A 23,043-nucleotide genomic window follows, 5' to 3' on the forward strand; every position below is an offset into this window, starting at 1 on the left:
CGGCGAAAACGTCAGGCCGTGCGCAGAAAAATCGGCCATGCGATCGCCGCGCAGATCGCGGCCGCCAGCCACACGCCCGGCCATGCGAAGAGAAGCAGAAGCCAGGGAATGGCGATCGGCACCAGGCAGAAGCCGACAAAGACCAGAGTGTTGGCGAGGCTGAGCGCGGTGCCGACATGGCCGGCACCGGCAAGTGTCGCAAGCTCGGTATAGGCAACGCCATGCCAGGCCGATACGCAGATGCCGGCTACGATCACCATAAGGGGCAGGAGCAACAGCAGCGACGGCTGCCTGGCTGCAGGGATGGCCAGAACCCATAGCACCAGGAAGGCCAGCGCGCTCAGCGCGCTGCAGAACCTCAGGAACGGCCTTCGGTTGCGGTGGCGGTCGGTGTAGCGGCCGCTCCAGACACGCATCACCATGGCGCCCGTCTGCACGGCGGCGAGGGTGGCGCTGGTCACCCATGTGCCCGTGCCGGCAAAGTCGTGCAGGAAGACGGAGGCAAAGGTGAGCACCGCCACCTGCGGGAAGCAGAGCAGGCCGATGGCTGCCGAGATGCGCCAGACCTCGATGTTGCGCAGCGGCGCCGGGCCGGTCGTGACGGCGGCGGCATGCGCGTCGCCTTGCGTCGGCGGCTCCTGCAACCAGCGCCGGGCAAAGCAAGCCGAGAGCGCGGTGAGAGCCGCCAGCAGGCCGAAGACGGCGGCGAAGCCGAAGCCCAAGGCTAGCCACGGCAGGACGAGCGCGCCGAGCCCGCCGCCAAGCGGCACCGCCGTCTGCCTGATGCTCATGGCGAAGCCGCGCTCGTCTTCGCCGAACCAGCCCATGATGGCGCGGCCGCTGGAGCCGTTGACGCTGCCGCCGAGCAGGCCTGCAACGAGCAGGCTGGCCGAAAGCAGCACGACACCGGGAGCGGCTGTTTTCGTCGGCACGACGAGGATTGCCATGGCAAAAAGCCACACGGCCGTCGCGCCGAGCCCGGTCAGCAGCACGCGGCGGTCGCCCCAGCGGTCGGTAAGCACGCCCCAGGGCAGTTCGCTGAGCGCCACGCCGAGGCCGAGCAGACCGAGCGCAGCGCCGAGCGAGGCATTGTCGAGATGGTAGTCCTGGCGCATCACCACAGCCGTCGCCGGGATGCCGGAGAAGGTAGCGGAGAAGCCGGCATTGGCGGCGACGCCGATGCCGAGCACTTTCCATCGATGGGTGGGCCCGAAGGCGCGGCCAGCCGAAGCGGCGGCGCCTGCCGCGGGCCGCCGGCAATCGTTGCGAGTTACGATGGCGGACATGATCTCGTATTCCCTCTGCGCCGGTCGATCGGTCTTGACCGGTCGGATGTAGCGCCATAGCTTCATCCAGAAAATCAGCAAGTTTTTGATCGATAATCCTGAAAATAAGGACGATCTCATGCGACGCGTCACATTCGACCTCGACGTGCTCAGGACCTTCGTCACCGGCATGGAGCTTGGCAGTTTCGCCAAGGCGGCCGAGCGGCTCGGCCGCTCGACCTCTGCCGTCAGCGCGCAGCTGAAGAAGCTGGAAGAACAGGCGGCGACCCCGGTCTTCCGCAAGGCGGGGCGCGGCCTGGCGCTTACCGAAGCCGGCGAGACGATGCTCAGCTATGCGCGGCGTCTCATCGAGCTCAATGACGAGGCGGCCTCAGCTATCCGCGACGTCGAGCTGGAAGGCTGGGTGCGGCTCGGCCTGCAGGAGGACTTCGGCGAGGCCGTGCTGCCGGAGGTGCTCGGCCGGTTTGCCCGTGCGCATCCCAAGGTCCGGATCGAAGCGCGGATCGGACGCAGCCATGAGCTCGCCGAGCGCGTCGTCTCAGGCAGCCTCGACATCGCGCTGGCCTGGCACGACGGCACGATCCTGCCCTACAGCCGGCATGTCGCCGAGGTGCAGGCGCGCTGGATCGGCCCGGCGAAACCGATGCAAGCCGGCCACAATGGTGAAGCGCTGCCGCTGGTGTTGTTCGAGGCGCCATGCCTGCTGCGCACCGTGGCGACCGAGACGCTCGACCGCGCCGGCCTCGCCTGGCGCATGGCGTTCTCGAGTCCCAGCCTCGGCGGCATCTGGGCGGCGGTCGCCGCGGGTCTCGGGCTGACGATCCGCACCGATATCGGCCTGCCAGCCACTGTCAGGGCGATCGCGCCGGGCGTGCTCGGGCTGCCGCTCCTGCCGATGATGGCGCTGCATCTGCACCAGAAGGATGCCGAGCTCGATCCGGTGGCGGCACGGCTGGCAGAGATATTGCTGGAGGCGGCGCTGGATACGCTGCCGGAGGGAGCGCGTTTCGGCGAGGGCTTGCGAGCGGTCGCGTAGGATTCCACGCTATTCTTCATCCTCGAGCGGAGCAAGGAGCGAAGCGACACGGCACAGACCCGTGAATGACGACGGGAGGGGCGCTGCCGACCCTTTCCAACAAAGGGCTCAGCGCTTCTTCGCCCGACCTGCGAAAGGATTCTCCGAGGTGCGCAGCGCCATGCGGATCGGCACGCCGGGCATGTCGAAAGCCTCGCGCAGGCTGTTCGAGAGGTAGCGGACATAGGATTGCGGCATCGCGTCCGGGCGCGAGCAGGAGACGACGAAACCCGGCGGCCGGGTTTTTGCCTGCGTGACATATTTGATCTTCAGCCGGCGGCCGGCGACGGCGGGCGGCGGATGATGCGCCAGAATGCCTTCCAGCCAGCGGTTGAGCTTGCCGGTCGAGACGCGGCTGTTCCAGACCTTGTGCGTCTTGATGACGGCGTCCATCAGCCGATCGAGGCCGCGCCCGGTCTCGGCAGAGACCGTCACCGCCTGAATGCCGCGCACTTGGGGAAGCAACCGCTCGGTCTTTTCGCGCAGCTCGGCCAGAAGCTCCTGCGGGTTGTCGATCAGGTCCCATTTGTTGAAGGCGATCACCGGCGCGCGGCCCTCGCGAATGATCAGGTCGGCGATTTGCAGGTCCTGCTTCTCGAAGGGGATGGTGGCGTCGAGCACGATGATGACGATCTCGGCGAAGCGGATAGCGCGCAGGCCATCCTGCACCGAAAGCTTCTCGAGCTTTTCCTGGACTTTGGACTTGCGCCGCATGCCGGCGGTGTCGAACAGCTTTATCCGGCGGCCGCGCCAGTCCCAGTCGACCGAGATGGAATCGCGGGTGATGCCGGCCTCGGGTCCGGTCAGCAGCCGCTCCTCGCCGATCAGCGCATTGATCAGCGTCGACTTGCCGGCATTGGGGCGGCCGACCACGGCTATGCGCAGCGGCTTGGTCTCGTCATAGGCCGGCTCGGCGTCGGGGTCGGCGATATCCTCGCCGATAAGCACCTCGCTCACGGCGATCTCATCGCCCGGCTGTTGCGCGTGCTCGCCGAAGGCGCGTTCCTCGCCGAGTGCCGCGATCACCGCATCGCGCAGATCGGGCATGCCTTGGCCATGCTCGGCCGAGACGGGGATCGGCTCGCCGAGGCCGAGTTCCCAGGCTTCCAGCATGCCGCCTTGCGCGCCTCGCGCTTCCGCCTTGTTGGCCACCAGCACCACCGGCTTGCCGGATTTGCGGACCACGTCGGCGAAGGTCCGGTCGTCGGGCATCAGGCCCGACTTGGCATCGACGGTGAAGAAGATCAGGTCGGCCTCGCGGATGGCGATCTCGGTCTGCTGGCGCATGCGGCCGGGCAGCGTCGAGGCCGCCGCATCCTCGAAGCCGGCGGTGTCGATGACGTCGAAGTGAAGATCGTAAAGCTTGGCGGCATGGACGCGACGATCGCGCGTCACGCCCGGCGTGTCGTCGACAAGCGCCAGCTTCTTTCCCACCAGCCGATTGAAAAGAGTCGATTTGCCGACATTAGGCCGGCCGATGATGGCGACTTTGAACGTCATCCGGGGTCACGAAGCGTTGCCCGACCCGCGGATCAGCTCGGACATCAACTGCGCCCGCTGGCGCGCATTGCGCGGGGCGCCGTCATCCGAAGCGATCTGGTCGAACAGTTTCAGCGCATCCGCCGACTTGCCTTCCTTCCAGGCGGCAAGGCCGAGCGCCTCACGCGCCGAGCTGCGCAGCGGATTGGTGTCGGCGGTGAGCGCCTCGACACGGCTGGAGACATCGGCAAACGAGCCGTGATCGACCAGCAGCAGCGCCGCTCTCAATCGCGCCATGTCGCGGATGCCTGCGGGAATGGCGCTGTCGGCCGCGACCGCATCGAAATCCTTGACGGCGGCGTCGACGTCTCCCTTGTCGGCCTTGACGGTCGCGGCCCGCATGCGGGCGAGCAGCGGATAGGCGCCATAGCCATCCTTTTCCAGCTGATCGAGAGCGGCGATCGCCTCGTCGTTCTTGCCGTCATTGGCGAGCTTGAGCGCCTGCGAGAAGGCATCGCCCGACCGGTTGGCGCGGGTCTCGTCCCAGTAGCGGTAGCCGACGAAGGCGGCAGTCGCCACCACGATCAGGATCGCGGCACCGAGCAGGGCCGGACCAAAGCGGTCCCACAGCGCCTGCGCCTGCTCGCGACGAATCTCTTCGTTGACTTCGCGGATAAAACTGTCGTCCGACATCAATCAAAAACCATTGCGGCCCCGGAACGGAGCGCTTCTTGAGCCCCGCGTTTTAGCGAAATTTCGTCGGCATGGAAGAGGGATCGCCGGAAAATCGGCGGAGGCTCCCAGTGCCCCACAGGCCTTGCCGGAACGCATCGATGCTACATTTGGGCGATAGACGGCTTTCCTACAGCCCCAAAGGTTGCCCAAAAGGTTGCCAGTGCCACGTTCGTTCCGCGTCCTTGCGTTCAGCCTCGCCTGGCTTGGCTCCGGTGGCACGGGGCTTGCCGATCCGCCGAAACCGATGGCGGCGAAACCAAAGCAGATCGTGCTTATCTCCTTCGACAGCGCACGCGAGATCTCGCAATGGGAGCGCAGCCGCGCGCTGGCAAAGCGCACCGGCGCGCATTTCACGTATTTTCTGTCCTGCGTCTTCCTGCTCTCGCCGAAAACGCGCGCCGAGTACGTCGCGCCCGGCAAGGGTGCAGGCAAATCGAATATCGGCTTCGCCGCCTCGGAGCAGGATGTCGCGGACCGGCTGCAACAGATCCGGCTCGCGGCCGCCGAAGGTCACGACATCGGCAGTCATGCCTGCGGACATTTCGACGGCAAGGGCTGGAGCAAGGCCGACTGGCTGGCCGAGTTCTCAGCGTTCCGCCGCATCCTCGAAAATGCCTATGCGATCAACGGCATTTCGCCGGAGCCGCCTGGCTGGCGTGATTTCGCCCGCCATGCCGTGATCGGTTTCCGCGCGCCGTACCTCTCGGCCGGCAGGGCCCTTTACGAAGCGCTGCCCGAGGCCGGCTTCCAATATGACGCAAGCGGTGTCTCGAACGGCCCTGCCCTGCCGCGCGCAAAGGACGGCACCACCCGCTTTGCATTGCCGCAGATTCCGGAGGGGCCGAAGTCGAAGCGGGTGGTGGCGATGGACTACAACCTCTATGTCCGCCATTCGGGCGGCTTCGAGAAGCCGTCGATGGCGGGCGAGTTCGCCGACCGCGCCTATCGGGCGTTTCGCGCCGCCTTCGATGCGCAATACAACGGCAAACGACTTCCGCTGGGGCTCGGCTTCCACTTCACGCAGATGAATGCCGGCGCCTACTGGAACGCGCTGGAGCGCGTTGCCGGTGAAGTCTGCGTCATGGAGCAGGTCGAATGCATCAGCTTCCGCGACTATATCGAGCGGCAGCGCTCCGGCGATGCACGGGTTGCCGGGGGGGGGGGGGGGGGGGGGGGGGGGGGGCGCCCCCCCCCACTTCCAATCTCTTGCCTGGGCGCAATTCCGGACGGAAAGGCGCTCCGCAATTGTTCCGAGTTCAGGCCGGATCCTCCGCGCTCTGCCGCGCGAGATAACGCTGGTCGATGTCTGGCAGCGGCTCGCCTTCCAGCGTCGCCTCGAAGGCGCGCAGGCGCTTGTGCACTGACTGCAGCTCGACGATGGTCGACCAGGAATTCAACAGGAACTGCAGCGAATTCGTCACCTTGCCGAAGGCGTTCGAAATCTGGTTCAGCGCACCGAAGGTGATCTTGTGCGCAACCAGCGAGGGCCCGAGGATCAGCAGCGAGAAGATGTTGTCGGCCTGCAGGTAGGTGTACCGGACGACGTTGAAATAGATGTAGTGGAAATAGAGCCTGAAGTAGTTGCGGCGCACATTGTCGAACAGTTCCGTCGTCGTCGCCGGCTGCGCCCGGTCGGGATGGTCTTCGCCGTAGACGAGTTCCTTGCGATAGGCGGCCTCGACGCGCTGGTTGCGGAACTGGAGGCCCGGCAGCTTGATGCCGGCGAGCATCACCGAGGCCGTGCCGAATATGCACCACCCCAGCGCGGCAACGACCAGGGGCTGCGGCACCGCGCCCAGGATCGGCAACTCGGTGATGTGCGCTTGCAGCTGGATCATCACCGGCAGGAAGGCGATGAGGGTCATGATCGACTGGACGAAGCTCGAGCCCAGGTCCTCCATGATCTGCGAGAAGCGCATCGTATCTTCCTGGATGCGCTGCGAAGCGCCCTCGATGTGGCGCAGCCGGCCCCAGTTCGCCATGAAGTAGTCGTTCATCGCCGTGCGCCAGCGGAAGATCCAGTGGCTGACGATAAAGGCGTTGACCACCTGCACGTTCATGCCGACCAGCGCCAGCCAGGAGAAGTCGGCCAACCCCTTGTAGAACTCGATGTCAGTCGATGGCGTCGTCCCCGACATCAGCCCCTGGACATAATCGAAGAAAGGTCCGTACCAGTTGTTGACGGCGACGCTGACCTGCACGTTGAAATAGATGAAGAAGAGAATGACGGCGGTCATCAGGATCGACCAGTTCTGCCACGGATGCGGAGCATACCAGCTCCAGAACGCGTAGAAGATCGCCACACAGGCCACGAAGTACATGTAGAACCACAAGAACGGCTTCGACCATAGAACCGCGATGCCGATGATGGGCGGCGCACCCGCAGCCGCTGGCGGCATGCCGAGGATGGCGCCCAGCTGTTCGCCGCCGAAGAACCAGAACAGGATCGCCGCAAGGCTCCAGAGGGCGGCCGAGGTGAAGAAAAGCTTCGGCTGCGGGAAGAAGGATACGAACACTGTGGCGGGTTTCCTCGGTCTGACCGCAAATCAGCGGCGTTGCTGTTCGGCGGGCATAAGGTCACACATTACTGGGAAAGAAAATGCCCGGCCCGGCGCCCGGCACCGAACAAGACCACAAATCATGGCGATTTTGGTGCAGCCGACCAGGCAACGACGCCGGAGACCAGCAGAGCGGCAGCCGCCATGATCGAGGCGAGCACATAATTGCCCGAAGCCTGGGCGAGCAAGCCGGCGGCAATCGGACCGATGATCTGGCCGAGGCCGAAGGCGGCGGTCATCACCGCGAAGATGCGGCGCGGCGCCTGCGGCGCAAGCTGCCTTGCTGCCTGCAGGCCGAACGCGGTGATGGCAATGAACGTGCCGCCGAGCAATATGGCAGCCAGAAGCGGCCCGCTGAAACCTTTGACGACGACGCTGGCGATGACGCCGATCACTTCGACCAGGCAGCTCACGGCATAGGCCGTATAAAGCCCGATCCTGCCGGCGAGCTTTTGCCAGAACCAGGTCGAGGGGAAGCCGGCAAGACCGGCGATCATCCAGACCGAGGCCTCGAAGACGCGTCCGCCGCCGTCCTGGCGAACGATGGCGACCAGAAAAGTGGCCGTCACCACATAGCCCAAGCCGAACAGCCCATAGGCAAGGATTATCTTCGTCAGCGATCTATCCTTCGGCAACGCCGGTTCAGGCCCGTCGATGCCATTGGCGGGCGTGGCGGAGCCCGCGAGGATCGCGACGAGGAGCAGGCCGACAGCGGAAATTGCTCCCGACCATAGCCAGCCCGCGGGCCAGCCGGCATGGGCCGTGACGAGGATGGCCAGCAGCGCCGAGGACGCCGCAATGCCCAGGCCGACACCGCCGAAATGCAGCGCTTGCAGATCGCCGCGGCCTGCCTTTGCAAGATGGCTGAAGACGATCGACGACATGAAAACCATGACGAAGGCGCTGGCCAGGCCGGCGAGAAAACGAATGGCGAGGAAAGCGGCCATCGTCTCGTTCAGTCCCATCGAAGCCGCGAGCACGGCGCTCGCGGCAAGGCTTGCGAACATCAGCAGACGCTCGCGGCCATGCGCCCAGCCGCCGGCCGCGGCGAGCGCGCCAATGAGATAGCCGAGATAGTTGGCGGAAGCGATCCAGCCGGCGTCTGCCGGCGTCAGGTGCAACTCTTCCATCATGCCGGGCAGAATCGGCGTGTAGACGAAGCGGCCGATGCCCATGGCGACGGCGAGAGCCGTCATGCCGGCGAGGGCAAGGCGCAAGGGAGATGGCGAAGCGGCTTTCATTGCAGCGCAGCATAAATGTGTGCACGTGCGAAACAATGCGATTGCGTTGGGCCAGGCCGGCTTGGCCCGCCTTCAGCGGCAAGCCGTCTCGTACACCGTGCGGCCGGCCGTGAGCCGGAACGGCATATCGCCGAGCTCGCGCTCCGACATGGCGTCCAGCACCGGATGCGACAGAGGATCGACCGTCCAGCGGGCAATCTCGCCGTCGTCCTGCCAAGCCTGTCTTGGCTCAGCGCCGGAAAGCCCCTTCAGCAAAGAGAAAATCTTCATCGACCTGCCTCCAAGCCCGGTTTGCCTCGCTAGAATCCGCTTTTCTTCGGCACGTTTCAATTGAGATTTGAGACCAGCAAGTTTAGAAAAACTGGATGACGATCCTGAACCGTGTCCACCTCAATGGCTTGCGTGCCGTCGAAACCGTTGCCCGCGTTGGATCGCTTGCCGCGGCGGCTGCCGAACTCAATGTTTCGGTCAGCGCCGTCAGCCAGCAGATCAAGCGCACGGAAAAACAGCTGGGGCAGGCGCTGTTCGAGCGGACGTCCGGCGGACTCGTGACAACGGAATTTGGCGTCGTTTTCACGGCCCGGCTGAGCGCCGGCTTCCGCGAGCTTGCGCAAGCGGTGGCGTTGGCCGACGAGGCAACGGAATGCACCCTGGTGGTGTCGGTGGCGCCCGCCTTCGCCTCGAAATGGCTGTTGCCCAGGCTGTCGCGGCATTTTGCCCGCCATCCCAACGTGCTCTTGCGCATAGACGCTTCAGGCAGGCTCGCCGATCTCGACCATTCCGATATCGACATTGCGATTCGGATGGGCGACGGCGCTTGGCCGGGAGTAAACGCGGAACTGCTTTTGGCGCAGGAAGTGTTTCCGGTCTGCGTACCAGCGATCGCGGCCAAGCTGAACTCGATCGAGGACCTGGCGCGGACCTGCGCCATCACCGACGAGCGGGCAATGATCAGCTGGGATAGCTGGTTCAAGGCGGCCGGCGTCGAGCCGGTCACTTTCCAAAAAGGCGCGCGCTTCACCGATCCGATGCTCTGCCTGGAATCTGCAATCGCCGGCCATGGCGTGATGCTCGCCTGGCAATTGCTGACCGCCGATGCGCTGGCCGATGGCCGGCTGGTCGCCCCTTTCGGCGTGCGAGCTGAAAGCGGGCTCGGCTACTGGATGGTGACCTCGGCCACCAAAAGCGAAAGCCGAAAGGTGCGCGACTTCAAGGCCTGGGTCCGCGAGGAGATCGAAGCGACCAAGGCGCAGTTCCGGGCGCTCGACAGCGCCGCCTGAGCTCGTTTGAGCATGATCTTGTCCGAACGCCGCCATGCACTTTTCGCGATCATGCCTGGAGGCCCAGTCGATCGCGGTGGAAAGGCCGGGCGCAGCGGTCTATGTAAGGACCAGACCCCACAATCATGGCAGGCAGGATCATGACCACACATTCGCGCGGCGTCTCGGCAACCATCGACCCGGTGAAGCTCGACAGGCTGGCCGAAGTCGCCGTCAAGGTCGGGCTGCAGCTGCAGCCGGGACAGGACCTGGTGCTGACGTCCTCGATCGCGGCGCTGCCGCTGACCCGGCGCATCGTCGAGCATGCCTATAAGGCCGGCGCCGGGCTGGTGACGCCGATCTTCAACGACGACGAGATCACGCTGGCGCGTTTCCGCTATGGCGCCGACGCCGGCTTCGACCGCGCCGCCGGCTGGCTTTACGAAGGCATGGCGAAAGCCTTCGCCAACAATGCGGCGCGGCTTGCGGTGCGCGGCGAGGATCCGTCTCTGCTGTCGGCGCAGGACCCGGCCAAGGTGGCGCGGGCCAACAAGGCGAATTCGATGGCGTACCAGCCGGCGCTCGAAAAGATCACCGGTTTCGACATCAACTGGAACATCGTCGCATATCCGGATGTTGCCTGGGCTCGCCAAGTGTTCCCGGGCGAGCCCGACGATGTCGCGGTGGTGAGGCTCGCCGACGCGATCTTCTCGGCCTCGCGCGTCGATGTCGAGGATCCGATCGGCAACTGGAAGGCGCACAACGCGGCCTTGGCCGAGCGCACGAAATGGCTGAACGAGCACAATTTCCACGCGCTGCATTTCACCGGACCGGGCACCGACCTCACCGTCGGCCTGGCGGAAGGTCATGAATGGATGGGCGGCGCTTCGACGGCGAAGAACGGCATCACCTGCAATCCGAACATCCCGACCGAGGAAGTCTTCACCACGCCGCATGCGAGGCGCGTCGAAGGCCATGTCTCCTCGACCAAGCCGCTCTCCTACCAGGGCACGCTGATCGACGAGATCTCGGTGCGCTTCGAGGGCGGTCGGATCGTCGAGGCCAAGGCCTCGAAGGGCGAGGACGTTCTGAAGAAGGTGCTGGACACCGACGAGGGCGCGCGCCGGCTCGGCGAAGTGGCGCTGGTGCCGCATTCCTCGCCGATCTCGAAGAGCTGCCTGCTGTTCTTCAACACGCTGTTCGACGAGAACGCCGCCTGCCACATCGCGCTCGGACAGTGCTATTCGAAGTGCTTCGTCAACGGCGGCTCGCTCAGTCAGGACGAGATTGCCGAGCGCGGCGGCAACAAGAGTTTCATCCACATCGACTGGATGATCGGCTCGGACAAGATCGACATCGACGGCGACGGCAAGGACGGCAGCCGCGTGCCGGTGATGCGCAAGGGCGAGTGGGCCTGAGAGACCCGACGCGGAGACAGCCTTGGACGTGGCGGTAAAGCGCGTCTACGAAGCGCCGGAGAGGAGCGATGGCCAGCGTGTGCTGGTAGACCGCGTCTGGCCGCGCGGCGTCTCCAAGAAGGACGCCGCGCTGGACCTTTGGCTGAAGAAGATCGCGCCGAGCACCGAACTGCGCAAATGGTTCGGGCATGATTTCGAACGATGGCCGGAGTTCCAGAAGCGGTACTGCGCCGAGCTGGACGGCAACGAGGAGGCTGTGGCGCAGCTGCGAGAACTGCTGCGCCACGGCAAGGTGACGCTGCTCTTCGGCGCGCATGACGAGGCGCATAACAATGCGGTGGCGTTGATGGGGTATTTGCGGAGGGAGTAACCTCTCTCTCGTCGTCATCCTCGGGCTTGACCCGAGGATCCATGCCGTGACTGTCACCGAAGGACGCAAAGGAGCAGAACTCTTAAACCGCCACAACGCTTTAGCGTCGCGGCATGGAATCCTAGGGTCTGCGCGCGTCGCTTCGCTCGTTGCTCGCCCTAGGATGACGAGGGATAGTGTGCCGCGCCTGCCGAATCCTACTTCACCGCCTCTTCATAAACATCCGGCTTGAAACCAACCAAGATGCGGCCACCCACCTCCAGCACGGGCCGCTTGATGATAGTGGGCTTGGCGAGCATCAGCTTCTTCGCTTTCTTCTCGTCGAGCGCTTCCTTATCCTTCTCCGGCAGTTCGCGAAAAGTCGTGCTGCCCTTGTTGAGCAGTCTCTCCCAGCCGACCTTATCGACCCAGCCATTCAGCCTTTCCGCCTCGATCCCTTCGGCGCGATAGTCATGGAAGCGGTAGGGAAGGTCGCGGCTCTCCAGCCAGACGCGCGCCTTCTTGATCGTGTCGCAGGTGGTGATGCCGTACATGGTGATCGTCAATTCGGACCTCGGGCGGATGGATTGCGAATCTGGCCGAATCCTAGGCTTGCCTTGCCCGCTTTGCCAGCGTGACTACGTGAAGACGATTTGGCGCTCTCCATGGCGGCCGGAATATCATCTTGGCCGCCATGTCTGATTTTCAGATCCTGCAACGAAGATTCGGAATGCCAGACGCCGATCGGCTTCAATAGTAGAAGCGCTCTTCGCTGATCTTGCCGTTCTTGACCGTATAGAGGCCAACCTCATCCATTTTGACGCGTTCGCCGGTAGATTTGGGCGTCACGTCAAAGGTGAAGCGCAAGGCGAACTGGTCGCCATTGACGTAGGGGCCCTCGATCGAGCCGCCGTGAACCTCATGGTTCGCTTCCCACCATTCGCCCTTCTGCTTTACGGCGTCCCTGCCGCTGCAAACGGCCATGGGCCCTTCCATCGCCTCGTAGCTGACGATGTTGTCGGCATTGTATTTCGCGGCAGCGCCGCGGTTGTCGCCCTGCTTGAGGAGTTCGGTGAAATGCTTGGCGACTTCGGCAGTGGTCATGATTTCCTCCCGGTTTGGACAGACCCCAGATAGGGAGCTCCCTCGTGACCTGCCATCGCCGAAGCGTCGGTAGCTGACAACTCGTGTCAGGATCGAATGCCGGTCTGCTAATAACACCCGCGCTGGATCGCCAGCCGGCGCACCAGCGCCTGCACGGTGTCGATGGCGGGCGTCGGCTGGCCGGTGAGGCGGCCAAGCTCCTGCACTGCCGTGATCAGCGCGTCGACCTCCATCGGGCGGCCGCGTTCGAGGTCCTGCAACATCGAGGTCTTGTGCCCGCCGACATCGCCGGCGCCCTTGATGCGCCGGTCGACGGGGATCAGGAAGCGCACGTCGAGGCGCTCGCCAATCGCCTGCGCCTCCAGCATCATGGCGCGGGCGACGGCCCGCGTGCCTTCATCGGCGACGATCGCCGCAAGCGTGCTGCCGGTCAGCGCCGAGATCGGGTTGAACGAGAGATTGCCCCAAAGCTTCACCCAGATTTCCGACCGTATGTCCTCGCGGACCGGCGCCTGCAGCCCGGCCTTGACCATCTCGCGCGCCAGCACACTCACCCGCTCGCTTTTTTCGCCCGAAGGCTCGCCGAGCGAAAAGCGCGTGCCCTCGACATGGCGGATTCGCCCGGGCGCATCGACCTCGACGGCCGGATAGACGACGGAGCCGATGATGCGCTCAGGCCCGATGGTCTCCCAGATCTTTCCGCCGGAATCGACCGCATCAAGCCGCGTGCCTTCGAGCGCGCCGCCGGCCTTGTAGAAGTACCACCAGGGCACGCCGTTCTGCATGGTGACGACGGCTGTCCCCTCGCCCAGCAGCGGTGCAATCTCGCCCAGCGCCGGCGCCAGAGAATGCGCTTTCAGCGCCAGCACCACGTAATCCTGAATGCCGAGTTCTTCGGCCGTGGCCGCTGCTCTCACCCGGGCGATCGTCTCCTTGCCGTCCTCGATCAGGCGTAGGCCATCGGCCTGGATCGCTTCGAGATGCGCGCCGCGCGCGACGATCGACAGATCGACGCGGCCGGCAATCGCCAGCTTGGCGGCGAGATAGCCGCCGATGGCGCCGGCGCCGAAGACTGTAATGCGCATCAGCTCAAACCGAGTTTTGCCGCGAGGCCTATGCGCTGCAATTTGCCGGTGGCGCCCTTCGGGATCTCGTCCAGGATCACCACCTTGCGCGGCACCTTGAAATCGGCGAGCCGAGTCGCGGCAAAGCCGCGAATGTCGGCCTCGCTGGCGCTCTGGCCTTCCCGCAGCACGACAGCGGCAGCCACTTCCTCGCCGAGCTTGTCATGCGGCATGGCGAAGGTGACGACCTGCGCCACCGCCGGATGATCCATCAGCACGCCGTCGACCTCGAGCGGAGAGATCTTTTCGCCGCCGCGATTGATGATCTCCTTCAGCCGGCCGGTGACGCGCAGATAATTGTCCTCGTCCAGCACGCCCTGGTCGCCGGTGTGGAACCAGCCATGCGCGAAGGCGCTGGCGTTGGCGTCCGGATTCTTCTCGTAGCCGGCGGTGACGTTCGGGCCGCGAATGACGATCTCGCCGATCTCGCCGGGCTCGAGCAGCCTTCCATCCGGCGCCATGACGGCCACTTCCGGTCCGGCCGAGGCGCCGACGCTGCCCGGCTTGCGCAGTCCGGGTGGCAGCCGGTTGGACGCCATCTGGTGCGCAGCCTCGGTCATGCCGTACGCCTCGATCACCGGACAGCCGAAAGTCGCCTCCAGCTCTGCCATGACCTGCGCCGGGAGTGAGGCCGACGACGAGCGGATGAAACGCAGCTTCGCTTCGGCCAGTTGCTCGGGATTGCGCGCGGCGCGCGGCAGGATCGCCTGGTGCATCGTCGGCACCGCCGTATACCAGGTTGGCTTCGCTTCGGAGACCCATTGGAAAAAGCGCAGCGCGTTGAAGCCCGGCGTGCAGAAGACGCTGGCGCCGGCGGCGAGCGAGGATAGCACCGCCGCGATCAGCCCGTGGATGTGAAACAGCGGCATGATGTTGAGGCAGCGGTCGGCCGAGCCCAGGCCCAGCGTGGCGCCGATATGCGCGGCCGAGGCGGCGAGGTTGGCGTGGCTGAGCGGCACCAGCTTCGGCCGCGATGTAGTGCCGGAGGTATGCAGAAGGAGAGCGGTGTCGCTGTCTTCGGCCAAGCCGGAGGCAACCGGCGGCCCGACCGGGCCGCCCTCTATGGTGAAGATGCCGGCCGGCGCGCCTTCAGGCACCGCCAGCCGCAGCACCGCAATGCCGAGGCGTTCGGCAACTTCGACCGAGGGTCCTTGCTCGTCCTTGCCGACAAGGATCGCCTTGACGCCGATGTCGCTGAGATAGAAATCGAGCTCGTCGGCCCGGTAGGCTGGATTGAGCGGCGCTGTGGACGCCGCTGCGGCGACCGCGATGAAGGCCGTTGCCATCTCCGGGCCGTTCGGGAGCACGATGGCAACGCGGTCGCCACGGCCGATGCCGAGCGTGTTGAGCCGGGTCACGGTCTCTTGGATCAGACGCCGCAGCCCGCCATGCGAGAGCACTGTCCGGTCGGGCGCGGCGATGGCTGGCGCATCTTCGGCGCCGGGCGCGAGGCGATGAGCAAGATCAAAGGGTTTTTCGCTTGTTGTCATGGTTCCAGACTATGTTTCGAACGATCGGCCGATGTCCAGCAAAGGGCTGCTCAGTATCCGAGCGCCAAGCCGTCCTTGCGCGGATCGGAGGCGCCGGTCAGCGTGCCTTTTTCCCAATCGATGAGCACCGCCTGCCCGCCGCCGAGCGGATGGTCTGGCTCGACAACACGATGGCCGCGGCGGCGCAGGCCTTCGATCGTATCGGGACGCACGCTTCGCTCGGCTTCCACGACGTCGTGATTGTAAAAGACGCGCGGCGCATCCAAGGCCTGCTGCGGATCCATGCCGAAGTCGATCATGTTGGTCAAAAGATGGACATGGCCGAAGGGCTGATAGCCGCCGCCCATGACGCCGAAGGGCATCACGGCACGGCCGTCCCTCACCATCATGCCCGGCATGATCGTGTGCATCGGCCGCTTGCCCGGCGCTATTGCGTTCGGATGCTTCGGATCGAGCCGGAACGAAGTGCCGCGGTTCTGCAGCACGACGCCGGTCTTCGGACCGACGACGCCGCTGCCGAAGGAATAATAGGTCGAGTTGATGAAGCTCACCGCGTTCCGGTCGCGGTCGACGACGGTGATGTAGACCGTGTCGCTGCCCGGCAAATCGACGCGCGGCAAATGCGTCATGGCGCGTTCCCGGTCGATCTCGGCGCGCAGCCGGTCGGCATAGGCGATGGAGAGGAGTTCCTTCACCGGCACCGCAACGTGATCCTGATCCGCGAGCAGATTGTCGCGGTCGCGATATGCCAGCCGGCCGGCCTCGATCTCCAGATGCAGGCGCTCTGCGCCATTCGGTTCAAGCGCGCCGAGATCGAAGCCAGAGAGCACGTTCAGCATCAATAGCGCGGTCAGGCCCTGATTGTTCGGCGGCATCTGGTGGATGTCATGACCGCGATAGGAGGTGCTGACCGGCGTCTTGTAGTCGCCTTTCGTCGCGGCGAAATCGTCCAGCGTATGAAGGCCGCCGAGTTGGCGAAGCCGACCGACGATGTCTTCCGCAACAGCGCCTTCGTAGAAACCGGCGCGGCCGCGCTTAGCGATGATGCGCAGCGTTTCCGCCAGTTCCGGCTGGCGATGCACATCACCGGGCTTTGGCGGCTTGCCGCCCGGGAGGAAAATGCGCGTCGCCACTTCGTCGGCCGACAGGTCGGTTTCCGGATCCTCCCAGTCGAAGGCGACGCGGTCGTGTACGACGTAGCCTTGTTCGGCGTAATGGATGGCGGGAGCGAGCGCTTCGGCTATGCCCTTTCGGCCATGGTCTTCCAACAGCCGACACCAGGCGTCGACGGCGCCGGGAATGGTGACCGCGTGCGCGCCCTGCTTCGGCAGCTCGCTGAAACCTCTCTCCAGATACCAGTCGACCGTAGCGGCCTGGGGCGCGCGGCCGGAGCCGTTGAAGGCGATCACATTGCCTTCTCCCTTCGGGCAGTAGAGCACGAAGCAGTCGCCGCCGATACCGGTCGATTGCGGCTCGACAACCGCCTGCACGGCCGCGGCGCAGACAGCCGCATCCATGGCGTTGCCGCCGGACCGCAACATGTCGATGGCGGCAAGTGTGGCGAGCGGATGCGAGGTCGCGGCCATGGCTTCGGTGGCGCGGACCGGCGAGCGGCCTGGAAACTGGAAATCACGCATTCTGTTCGAGGTATCCCTGTATTCTCAACGTCCGCGGCCGAAAAGCTGGGCGGCGGACAACAAGACGATCGATAGCACGATCAGGCAAGTCGAAATGGCGGCAATCGTCGGATCGATCTGGTCGCGCAATGCATTGAACATGCGGCGCGTCAGCGTCGTGGTCTCACCGCCCGAGATGAAGAGGGACACCACCACCTCGTCGAAGGAGGTGATGAAGGCAAAGAGCGCGCCCGAGACGATCGAGAAGCGCAACTGCGGCATGGTCACCTGGAAAAAGGCCGCGAAGCGGCCGGCGCCAAGGCTGCGCGCCACCATCTCCTGGTTCATGTCGTAAGAGCGCAGCCCCGACAGGACGGTGAGCACGACCAGCGGCAACGCCTGGACGGTGTGGGCGATGACGAGGCCGGTCAGCGTGTTGTTGAGGCCAATGCGGGCATAGAGAAAGAAAGTGCCGATGCCGATCAGGATGACCGGAATGATCAGCGACGCCGTGAGCAGCGCATTGATGGCGCCGGTCAGCCTGAGCGTGCCGGCGTTGATGGCATAGGCAGCTGCGGTGCCGAGCGGCGTCGCCACGATCGCGGTCATCACCGCCACCTTCACCGAGACGATGGTGGCGTCGCGCCATTCGACGGAACCGAAATAGCTCTCATACCAGCGCAGCGACCATTGCTCGGGCGGGAACTGCAGCAGCGTCGAGCCGGAGAAGGACATGATGACAATAATCACCGAGGGCGCGATCAAAAACAGCATGACGAGGCCGCCCAGCAGATAGAGCCAGAGGCGTTGCCAATGCGTTATAGGCAGGCTGCTTTCGGCGCTCATCGCTGGCTCCAAACGCCGGTGGCGCGCGCGCCGAGCAGCCACTGGAAGAAGCCGAGCAGCGCCAGCGTGACGGCAAGCAGCACGACGCCGAGCGCAGCACCCGCGCCCCAGTTCGAGTAGAGGCTGGTCGCCTGCTCCATGCGCATCGCCCACATGATGACCTTGCCGCCGCCCATCAGCGCCGGCGTGACGAAAAAGCCGAGGCAAAGCACGAAGACGATGACCACGCCGGAGGCGAGGCCCGGCAGCGACAGCGGGAAAAAGATCTGCCGGAAGGTGGCGGCGGGGCTGGCGCCGAGATTCATGCCGGCGCGCAGGCAGTCGACATCGATGGTCTTCATCGAAGCATAGAGCGGTAGCACCAGGAAGGGCAGCATGATGTGGGTCATGCCGATGACGACGCCGGCAAAATTGTTGGCGAGCGGCAGCGGCTGGGCGATCACGCCGAGATCGATCAGCCAATTGTTGATCAGCCCCTTGCGCTGCAGGATGACCAGCCAGGCATAGGTGCGCACCAGCACCGAGGTCCAGAACGGCAGGATGACGAAGATCAGGCAGATCGAGGCGGCGCGGCGCGGCAGTTGCGACAGCATATAGGCCAGCGGGTAGCCGAACAGCACGCAGGCGCCGGTGACAACAAAGGCAACCTTGAAGGTGGTCGCGAAGGTCTTGATGTAGGACGCCTGCTCGAAGAAGCGCGCGTAATTGGCGAGGCTGAGCTGGCCGCTCTCGTCGAACAACGACAACCAGAACAGCCAGCCGATCGGTACGATGATGACGGCGAATACCAGGAACAGCCCGGGCGACAGCAGCGCCAGAAGCCCCAGCGCCTGGCGCCTGGCATCCGAGCGCAATGCCCAGGCGTTGAGTTCCCCGTCCTGCCCGACGGCGTGACCAAGACTGGCGGACCCGACGCTCATTGATCCGACACCAGCACGACGTCCTGGGCATCGATGCCGAGCGCGATCGGCTCGCCCGGCGCCGGCAGCTTCGCCAGCACGTCGCTGCGACAATAGTCGCGCAGCGTCACCTGGCGGCCGTCGCGAAGCGTCGCATAGCAGATGAAGCTGTCGCCCTGATAGATGACATCGCCGACCGTTGCCGGCAGCGCGTTGACGGGACGTGCCTGATCCGCGTCGGCGAGCAGCCGCAATTTCTCCGGCCGCACCACCATCAAGTGCCGACCGGCGGACGGCGCCGGGTCATTCATGCGCAGCTTCCGATCCTCATACCAGACGCTGCCGTTGCGGCATTCGACCGGGATGAAATTGGATTCGCCGATGAAGCCGGCGACGAACTTCGTCTTAGGCCGGGCGTAGAGCACCTCGGGCTGGTCGATCTGCTCGATGCGTCCGGCATTCATGACCGCGATGCGATCGGACATGGTGATCGCCTCGCGCTGGTCATGCGTGACGTAGACCGTTGTCATGCCGAGCCGCCGATGCAGGTTGCGCAATTCGATCTGCATGTGCTCGCGTAAGCCTTTGTCGAGCGCCGACAGCGGCTCGTCCATCAGCACGATGCGCGGCTCGAAGACGATGGCGCGGGCCAAAGCCACGCGCTGGCGCTGGCCGCCGGAAAGCTGGTCGACGCGGCGCTGGCCGAGACCTTTCAGTTGCACCAGGTCCAGCGCCCGCTCGACACGCTCGGCCGTTTCCACCGCCGATACGCGCCGCTGCTTCAGCGGAAAGGCAATGTTGTGGAAGACGTTCATGTGGGGAAATAGCGCATAGTTCTGGAACACCATGCCGATGTTGCGCTTGTGTGGCGGCATGGTGATGATCTCCTCGCCGCCGACCTTGATCGAGCCGGCATTGGCTCGCACGAATCCGGCCAGGATCATCAGCAGCGTGGTCTTTCCCGACCCCGACGGACCGAGCAGCGTCAGGAATTCACCGGCCGCGACATCGAGGCTGAGATCGCTCAGGATGGAGAGCGCGCCGAAGCGCTTCTCGATACCGTGGATGCCGATGGGGAGCGCTGACGGCGCAAGAGACAAGAGCATCTCCTTCAACTCCGGATCATTGATGGCGCGGCGGAGCAGCGCCTCTGCGCGCCGCTCCGCCGCGCAGTCGTCATTGCTGGATCAGGTTGTTGAACTTCTCGGTCGCCTCGACGAGGTTGTCGCGCCAGAACTCGGGATCCTGAAGCACCTGCTTCTTGACGTTATCGGGCGCGGAGTTGATGTCCTTGATGCGCTCCTGCGGGATCTTGCCGGTCTCGAAGGCCTTCTCGTTGGCCGGGCCGTTGTCGACATAGAGCGGCAGATTGGCCTGGAGGTCGGGGCTGACGAACTTGGCCAGCGCTTTCATCGCGAGGTCCTTGTTCTTCGAGCCCTTCGGGATGACCATGCAGTCGGCGGTGAGGACGCCCTGGTCGAAGGAGAAGCTGACGGGTGCGCCTTCCTTCCTCAGGGTGCCGGCGCGGCCGTTCCAGATGCTTGCCATATCGACCTCACCGTCCTTGACGAGTTGCATGGCCTGCGCGCCCGAGGTCCACCAAGCGTCGATGTGACCCTTGACCTTGTCGACGGATTGCAGCGCGCCGTCGATGTCGACCGGATAGACCTTGTCGATCGGAGTGCCTTTGGCGAGCGCCGCGACGCTCAGTGTCTCCGTCGCCTGGCTGCCGGAGAGCGCCCGCCGGCCCGGGAACTTTTCCACGTCCCAGAAATCGGCCCAGGTCTTCGGTCCCTTGTCGCCGAAAACATCGGTCCGGTAGATCAGCACGACGGACGTGTAGGAGATGCCAACCCAGTCGTCATGGACGAGCTTCGGGTTGATGCCGCTCTTGTCGATGACGTTGTAGTCGAGCTTTTCGAACAGGCCCTCCTTGGAACCGCGCGCGCATTCGTCGGCGCCAAGCTCGGTGATGTCCCATTTCACCGCATTGCCGGTGACCTGCAGGCGCACGTCGTCGAGGCCGTTGGTGGTGTCCTGCTTGATGGTGATGCCGAGCTCCTTGGCCGTCGGATCGAAGAAGGCCTTGGTCTGTGCCTCCTGATAGGTGCCGCCCCATGAGGCGACGGTGATGGTGTCGGCGGCCGAGGCCGGAACGGCGGCCGAGGCCAGCAGGCCGGCTACGGCCAGACCGTGAATGCAAAGTCTCTTCGTCATTTTCGCTTCTCCAACCGGTGTTCCCATTATCGTTGATTTGGTATGCGAATTTGTATACAATTTTGAGTGTAATTCTCCGGAAGCCGATGTCAACATGTGCCGAGCGTTTTTTGGGCGGCGATGAGTTGAGGCTTCGGGCCTGGAGCGTTTGATACGGCCCTGTTTCAAGCAGGAGCCAAAAGGCACTAGACTGCGAATCTGTGACTGACCGTTGGAGGCGGGACGCTTGAGCAAGGAGAGAAAGAACACGCTGCGCGATTCGGTGTTCGAGAAGCTGAAGGCGTTGATCATCACCGGCCAGATCCCGCCAGGCGGCCGCGTGACCGAGAACGAGATCGCCGAGCGCCTGAAGGTGAGCCGCACGCCGGTGCGCGAAGCCTTCAACCGTCTCGAGCGCGACGGCCTGGTGATCGGACGTCCGCGCCAGGGCTATATTGTTGCCGAGTTCAACCTGACCATGTTCCGCGAGGCCTTCGACATTCGCGAGCTGCTCGACGGGCGCGCGACCGAGCTGGCAGCGGCGAACGCGACCGCCGCCGACAAGGCGCGGCTGCGCCACATGCTCGCCGAATGCGAACGGCTGGCGGCAATCCCCGACCGCAGCACACGAGAGAAATTTGAGGAGCTGCAGGTCGGCATCGATCTGCACCGGGTGATCGCCGAGATCAGCGGCAACGAGATGCTGCACGGCATGCTTTGCGGCATCCTCGACAAATGCCAGCAATATGTGTGGACCGAGCTTCTGTGGCTGGACGAGTGGAAGCTCACCCGCGAGGAGCATACGGGCATCGTCGACGCGATCTGCGCCGGTGATGTCGCTTTGGCCGGCGAGCGCGCTCGCGCGCATGTGCGCGGCTCGCGCGAGAACATCCTGCGCCTGCTGCAGGCCAAGTCCGATTATCAGGGCTTTTTCGCCAAGGCTTCGTGAGGCCGGCGATCAGTTCGAGAGCACAGGGCAGTTGGCGCCACGCCGCAGGCTGATGTGCGCTACGTCGCCGATGCTGAATCGAAAACCGTCGGCGCGGCGTGGGGCATCGATGACGATTGCAGTCCCCTGCCCCAGTTCGGCGTGAAGGCGCAGCGTGCGACCGTGGAAGACGATGCCACTCACCCGGGCCGGCGCGGTGCCTTCGGCGGCCTCGGTGGCCGCCACAAGATCCTCCGGACGAACGCCGATGGTTCGTGCGTCGCCGACAGCCGGTGTCTCGCCGGTTTCCAGTATGGCCTCCAGCGGCAGCTCGCCGGCGGTAAACCGCAGCCGCTCGCCGTCGCGCCCGACAAAGCGTGACTGCAGGAGATTCATGGTGCCGATGAACGAGGCGACGAACCGCGTCGCCGGACGGTCGTAAAGCGTCGCGGGCGGCGCGATCTGCTCGATGCGGCCCTTGTTCATGACGACGATGCGGTCGGAAATCGACAGCGCCTCGGTCTGGTCGTGCGTGACCATGATGAAGGTGGTGCCGAGCCGGGACTGCAGTCGCTTGAGCTCGACCTGCATCTGCTCGCGCAGATGCGCGTCGAGGGCCGACAGCGGCTCGTCGAGCAAGAGCACACGCGGCTCGCAGACGATGGCGCGGGCAAGCGCGACGCGCTGGCGCTGACCGCCCGACAGTTCGGAGATGCGGGCGCGCAGCTTGTCGGCTAGGCCGACCATGTCAAGCGCCTGACCGACGCGCTTGGCCTGCTCGGTACCGGACAGTTTGCGCAGCGAGAGGCCGAAGCCGACGTTCGCCGCGACGTCCATATGCGGGAACAGCGCATAGTCCTGAAAGACGGTGTTGACCGGACGGTCGAAGGGCCTCAGACCGGTGATGTCACCGCCTTCGAGCAGCACTTTGCCGCTGGTCGGGCTCTCGAAGCCGGCGATGACGCGCAGGCTCGTCGTCTTGCCGCAGCCTGAGGGGCCAAGCAGGGTCAGGAACTCGCCCGCCGCAATGTCGAGATCGACCGCATCGAGCCCGACCACGCCGCCCGGGAAGACCTTCGAGACGTTCTCTAGACGAACGAGCGCGTCAGGCGCCATCGCGCACCTCGGAGGGTTTTGTCGTGTTGACCCACAGGATCTGGCAGCGCTCGGCGCCCGGATTGCGGAAGGCATGCAGCAGCGTGCTCTTGAAGCCAAAGCTGTCGCCGGCCTTCAGCACATAGGCCGTGGCGTCAACCACCAGCTCGACCTCGCCCGTCATCACAAAGCCGAATTCGTGGCCGGCATGGGCATAAGCCTCGGCGGTGCCGCCGCCGGCCTCGACCGTCACCAGCATTCCGGTGAGTGTGGCGGCGGGCGGCGACAGCAGCGCCTTGGCGATGCCCTCGGACTTGACCGGGATTGGGGGGGGGGGGGGGGGGG

General features: G+C 64.8%; 22 protein-coding genes and 1 pseudogene. 6 read left to right on the forward strand and 17 right to left on the reverse strand.

Annotation, left to right across the window (positions count from 1 at the left end; translation table 11 throughout):
• Positions 1-11: 11 nt before the first annotated feature.
• The gene (locus P9228_RS21160; RefSeq protein WP_278055367.1) at positions 12-1,286 is read right to left on the reverse strand and encodes an MFS transporter; all 1,275 of its coding nucleotides are present in this window, start codon (positions 1,284-1,286) and stop codon (positions 12-14) included.
• 118 nt (positions 1,287-1,404) lie between these two features.
• On the opposite strand from P9228_RS21160, the gene P9228_RS21165 reads away from it, so the two are divergent.
• The gene (locus P9228_RS21165) at positions 1,405-2,322 is read left to right on the forward strand and encodes a LysR substrate-binding domain-containing protein (protein WP_278055369.1); all 918 of its coding nucleotides are present in this window, start codon (positions 1,405-1,407) and stop codon (positions 2,320-2,322) included.
• Positions 2,323-2,430: 108 nt separating this feature from the next.
• Here P9228_RS21165 and der read toward each other — a convergent pair whose 3' ends face one another.
• On the reverse strand, positions 2,431-3,861 hold the full coding sequence (der, locus tag P9228_RS21170) for a ribosome biogenesis GTPase Der (RefSeq protein WP_127246444.1): 1,431 nt from the start codon (positions 3,859-3,861) through the stop codon (positions 2,431-2,433).
• Positions 3,862-3,867: 6 nt separating this feature from the next.
• A complete protein-coding gene (locus tag P9228_RS21175) occupies positions 3,868-4,533 on the reverse strand; it encodes a tetratricopeptide repeat protein (RefSeq protein ID WP_066999055.1) in 666 nt (221 codons plus the stop codon).
• A gap of 202 nt (positions 4,534-4,735) precedes the next feature.
• Here P9228_RS21175 and P9228_RS21180 point away from each other — a divergent pair.
• Positions 4,736-5,737: pseudogene (locus P9228_RS21180) on the forward strand (polysaccharide deacetylase); the annotation flags it as partial.
• Positions 5,738-5,831: 94 nt separating this feature from the next.
• On the opposite strand, the gene sbmA reads toward P9228_RS21180, so the two are convergent.
• The 3 genes from sbmA to P9228_RS21195 all read right to left on the reverse strand — a co-directional run bounded on the left by sbmA (position 5,832) and on the right by P9228_RS21195 (position 8,644).
• The gene (gene sbmA / locus P9228_RS21185; RefSeq protein ID WP_127325099.1) at positions 5,832-7,091 is read right to left on the reverse strand and encodes a peptide antibiotic transporter SbmA; all 1,260 of its coding nucleotides are present in this window, start codon (positions 7,089-7,091) and stop codon (positions 5,832-5,834) included.
• A gap of 122 nt (positions 7,092-7,213) precedes the next feature.
• Positions 7,214-8,374 carry a YbfB/YjiJ family MFS transporter gene (locus tag P9228_RS21190; protein WP_067327800.1) on the reverse strand — a complete coding sequence of 387 codons (1,161 nt, stop codon included), beginning with the start codon at positions 8,372-8,374 and terminating at the stop codon, positions 7,214-7,216.
• Positions 8,375-8,446: 72 nt separating this feature from the next.
• On the reverse strand, positions 8,447-8,644 hold the full coding sequence (locus tag P9228_RS21195; RefSeq protein WP_278055372.1) for a hypothetical protein: 198 nt from the start codon (positions 8,642-8,644) through the stop codon (positions 8,447-8,449).
• A 95-nt stretch (positions 8,645-8,739) separates the two neighbouring features.
• On the opposite strand from P9228_RS21195, the gene P9228_RS21200 reads away from it, so the two are divergent.
• From P9228_RS21200 to P9228_RS21210, 3 genes are all read left to right on the forward strand, one after another.
• Positions 8,740-9,654, forward strand: a complete 915-nt coding sequence (locus P9228_RS21200; protein ID WP_095823837.1) for a LysR substrate-binding domain-containing protein — start codon at positions 8,740-8,742, stop codon at positions 9,652-9,654.
• Positions 9,655-9,794: 140 nt separating this feature from the next.
• Complete coding sequence (locus tag P9228_RS21205; protein ID WP_278055373.1) at positions 9,795-11,051, forward strand: aminopeptidase; 1,257 nt, start codon at positions 9,795-9,797, stop codon at positions 11,049-11,051.
• 22 nt (positions 11,052-11,073) lie between these two features.
• Entirely contained in the window at positions 11,074-11,421 is a 348-nt protein-coding gene (locus P9228_RS21210) for a DUF488 domain-containing protein (protein ID WP_095823839.1), read from the forward strand.
• Between the two features lie 197 nt (positions 11,422-11,618).
• Here the strand turns inward: P9228_RS21210 and P9228_RS21215 are convergent, their stop codons facing one another.
• The 9 genes from P9228_RS21215 to P9228_RS21255 all read right to left on the reverse strand — a co-directional run bounded on the left by P9228_RS21215 (position 11,619) and on the right by P9228_RS21255 (position 20,696).
• On the reverse strand, positions 11,619-11,966 hold the full coding sequence (locus P9228_RS21215) for an ArsC family reductase (protein ID WP_082954003.1): 348 nt from the start codon (positions 11,964-11,966) through the stop codon (positions 11,619-11,621).
• Between the two features lie 184 nt (positions 11,967-12,150).
• Positions 12,151-12,504 carry a nuclear transport factor 2 family protein gene (locus P9228_RS21220; protein ID WP_066988871.1) on the reverse strand — a complete coding sequence of 118 codons (354 nt, stop codon included), beginning with the start codon at positions 12,502-12,504 and terminating at the stop codon, positions 12,151-12,153.
• A gap of 107 nt (positions 12,505-12,611) precedes the next feature.
• Positions 12,612-13,589, reverse strand: a complete 978-nt coding sequence (locus P9228_RS21225) for a 2-dehydropantoate 2-reductase (RefSeq protein WP_278055376.1) — start codon at positions 13,587-13,589, stop codon at positions 12,612-12,614.
• Positions 13,589-15,118: an acyl--CoA ligase gene (locus P9228_RS21230; protein ID WP_278055378.1), complete on the reverse strand. Its 1,530-nt coding sequence runs from the start codon at positions 15,116-15,118 to the stop codon at positions 13,589-13,591. Before P9228_RS21230 ends, P9228_RS21225 begins: the two co-directional genes overlap by 1 nt.
• A gap of 50 nt (positions 15,119-15,168) precedes the next feature.
• Entirely contained in the window at positions 15,169-16,755 is a 1,587-nt protein-coding gene (gene ggt, locus P9228_RS21235) for a gamma-glutamyltransferase (protein ID WP_278055380.1), read from the reverse strand.
• A gap of 24 nt (positions 16,756-16,779) precedes the next feature.
• The gene (locus P9228_RS21240; RefSeq protein WP_067327792.1) at positions 16,780-17,580 is read right to left on the reverse strand and encodes an ABC transporter permease; all 801 of its coding nucleotides are present in this window, start codon (positions 17,578-17,580) and stop codon (positions 16,780-16,782) included.
• Positions 17,577-18,500: an ABC transporter permease gene (locus P9228_RS21245; RefSeq protein WP_067327791.1), complete on the reverse strand. Its 924-nt coding sequence runs from the start codon at positions 18,498-18,500 to the stop codon at positions 17,577-17,579. Before P9228_RS21245 ends, P9228_RS21240 begins: the two co-directional genes overlap by 4 nt.
• Positions 18,497-19,579, reverse strand: coding sequence for an ABC transporter ATP-binding protein (locus tag P9228_RS21250; protein ID WP_278055481.1), 1,083 nt, complete (start codon positions 19,577-19,579; stop codon positions 18,497-18,499). The genes P9228_RS21245 and P9228_RS21250 overlap by 4 nt, the downstream gene beginning before the upstream one ends.
• Positions 19,580-19,655: 76 nt before the next feature.
• A complete protein-coding gene (locus tag P9228_RS21255; RefSeq protein WP_067327790.1) occupies positions 19,656-20,696 on the reverse strand; it encodes an ABC transporter substrate-binding protein in 1,041 nt (346 codons plus the stop codon).
• Positions 20,697-20,922: 226 nt separating this feature from the next.
• Between P9228_RS21255 and P9228_RS21260 the strand changes: the two genes are divergently transcribed.
• Complete coding sequence (locus tag P9228_RS21260) at positions 20,923-21,624, forward strand: GntR family transcriptional regulator (protein WP_164748502.1); 702 nt, start codon at positions 20,923-20,925, stop codon at positions 21,622-21,624.
• A gap of 9 nt (positions 21,625-21,633) precedes the next feature.
• Here the strand turns inward: P9228_RS21260 and P9228_RS21265 are convergent, their stop codons facing one another.
• Together P9228_RS21265 and P9228_RS21270 are read right to left on the reverse strand one after the other, a co-directional pair.
• A complete protein-coding gene (locus P9228_RS21265; RefSeq protein WP_278055387.1) occupies positions 21,634-22,719 on the reverse strand; it encodes an ABC transporter ATP-binding protein in 1,086 nt (361 codons plus the stop codon).
• A partial coding sequence (locus P9228_RS21270; protein WP_278055389.1) for a cupin domain-containing protein occupies positions 22,709-23,043 on the reverse strand: 335 nt, incomplete at its 5' end. The genes P9228_RS21265 and P9228_RS21270, both read right to left, overlap by 11 nt.

This window comes from Mesorhizobium sp. WSM4898, from assembly GCF_029625845.1.
In the GTDB taxonomy this organism is placed as follows: domain Bacteria; phylum Pseudomonadota; class Alphaproteobacteria; order Rhizobiales; family Rhizobiaceae; genus Mesorhizobium.

Excerpts from the sequence above, each read along its gene's own strand:
- P9228_RS21160 (WP_278055367.1), bottom strand. The coding sequence starts at position 1,286 with ATGTCCGCCATCGTAACTCGCAACGATTGCCGGCGGCCCGCGGCAGGC.
- P9228_RS21165 (WP_278055369.1), top strand. The coding sequence starts at position 1,405 with ATGCGACGCGTCACATTCGACCTCGACGTGCTCAGGACCTTCGTCACC.
- der (WP_127246444.1), bottom strand. The coding sequence starts at position 3,861 with ATGACGTTCAAAGTCGCCATCATCGGCCGGCCTAATGTCGGCAAATCG.
- P9228_RS21175 (WP_066999055.1), bottom strand. The coding sequence starts at position 4,533 with ATGTCGGACGACAGTTTTATCCGCGAAGTCAACGAAGAGATTCGTCGC.
- P9228_RS21190 (WP_067327800.1), bottom strand. The coding sequence starts at position 8,374 with ATGAAAGCCGCTTCGCCATCTCCCTTGCGCCTTGCCCTCGCCGGCATG.
- P9228_RS21195 (WP_278055372.1), bottom strand. The coding sequence starts at position 8,644 with ATGAAGATTTTCTCTTTGCTGAAGGGGCTTTCCGGCGCTGAGCCAAGA.
- P9228_RS21200 (WP_095823837.1), top strand. The coding sequence starts at position 8,740 with ATGACGATCCTGAACCGTGTCCACCTCAATGGCTTGCGTGCCGTCGAA.
- P9228_RS21205 (WP_278055373.1), top strand. The coding sequence starts at position 9,795 with ATGACCACACATTCGCGCGGCGTCTCGGCAACCATCGACCCGGTGAAG.
- P9228_RS21220 (WP_066988871.1), bottom strand. The coding sequence starts at position 12,504 with ATGACCACTGCCGAAGTCGCCAAGCATTTCACCGAACTCCTCAAGCAG.
- P9228_RS21225 (WP_278055376.1), bottom strand. The coding sequence starts at position 13,589 with ATGCGCATTACAGTCTTCGGCGCCGGCGCCATCGGCGGCTATCTCGCC.
- P9228_RS21230 (WP_278055378.1), bottom strand. The coding sequence starts at position 15,118 with ATGACAACAAGCGAAAAACCCTTTGATCTTGCTCATCGCCTCGCGCCC.
- ggt (WP_278055380.1), bottom strand. The coding sequence starts at position 16,755 with ATGCGTGATTTCCAGTTTCCAGGCCGCTCGCCGGTCCGCGCCACCGAA.
- P9228_RS21240 (WP_067327792.1), bottom strand. The coding sequence starts at position 17,580 with ATGAGCGCCGAAAGCAGCCTGCCTATAACGCATTGGCAACGCCTCTGG.
- P9228_RS21245 (WP_067327791.1), bottom strand. The coding sequence starts at position 18,500 with ATGAGCGTCGGGTCCGCCAGTCTTGGTCACGCCGTCGGGCAGGACGGG.
- P9228_RS21255 (WP_067327790.1), bottom strand. The coding sequence starts at position 20,696 with ATGACGAAGAGACTTTGCATTCACGGTCTGGCCGTAGCCGGCCTGCTG.
- P9228_RS21265 (WP_278055387.1), bottom strand. The coding sequence starts at position 22,719 with ATGGCGCCTGACGCGCTCGTTCGTCTAGAGAACGTCTCGAAGGTCTTC.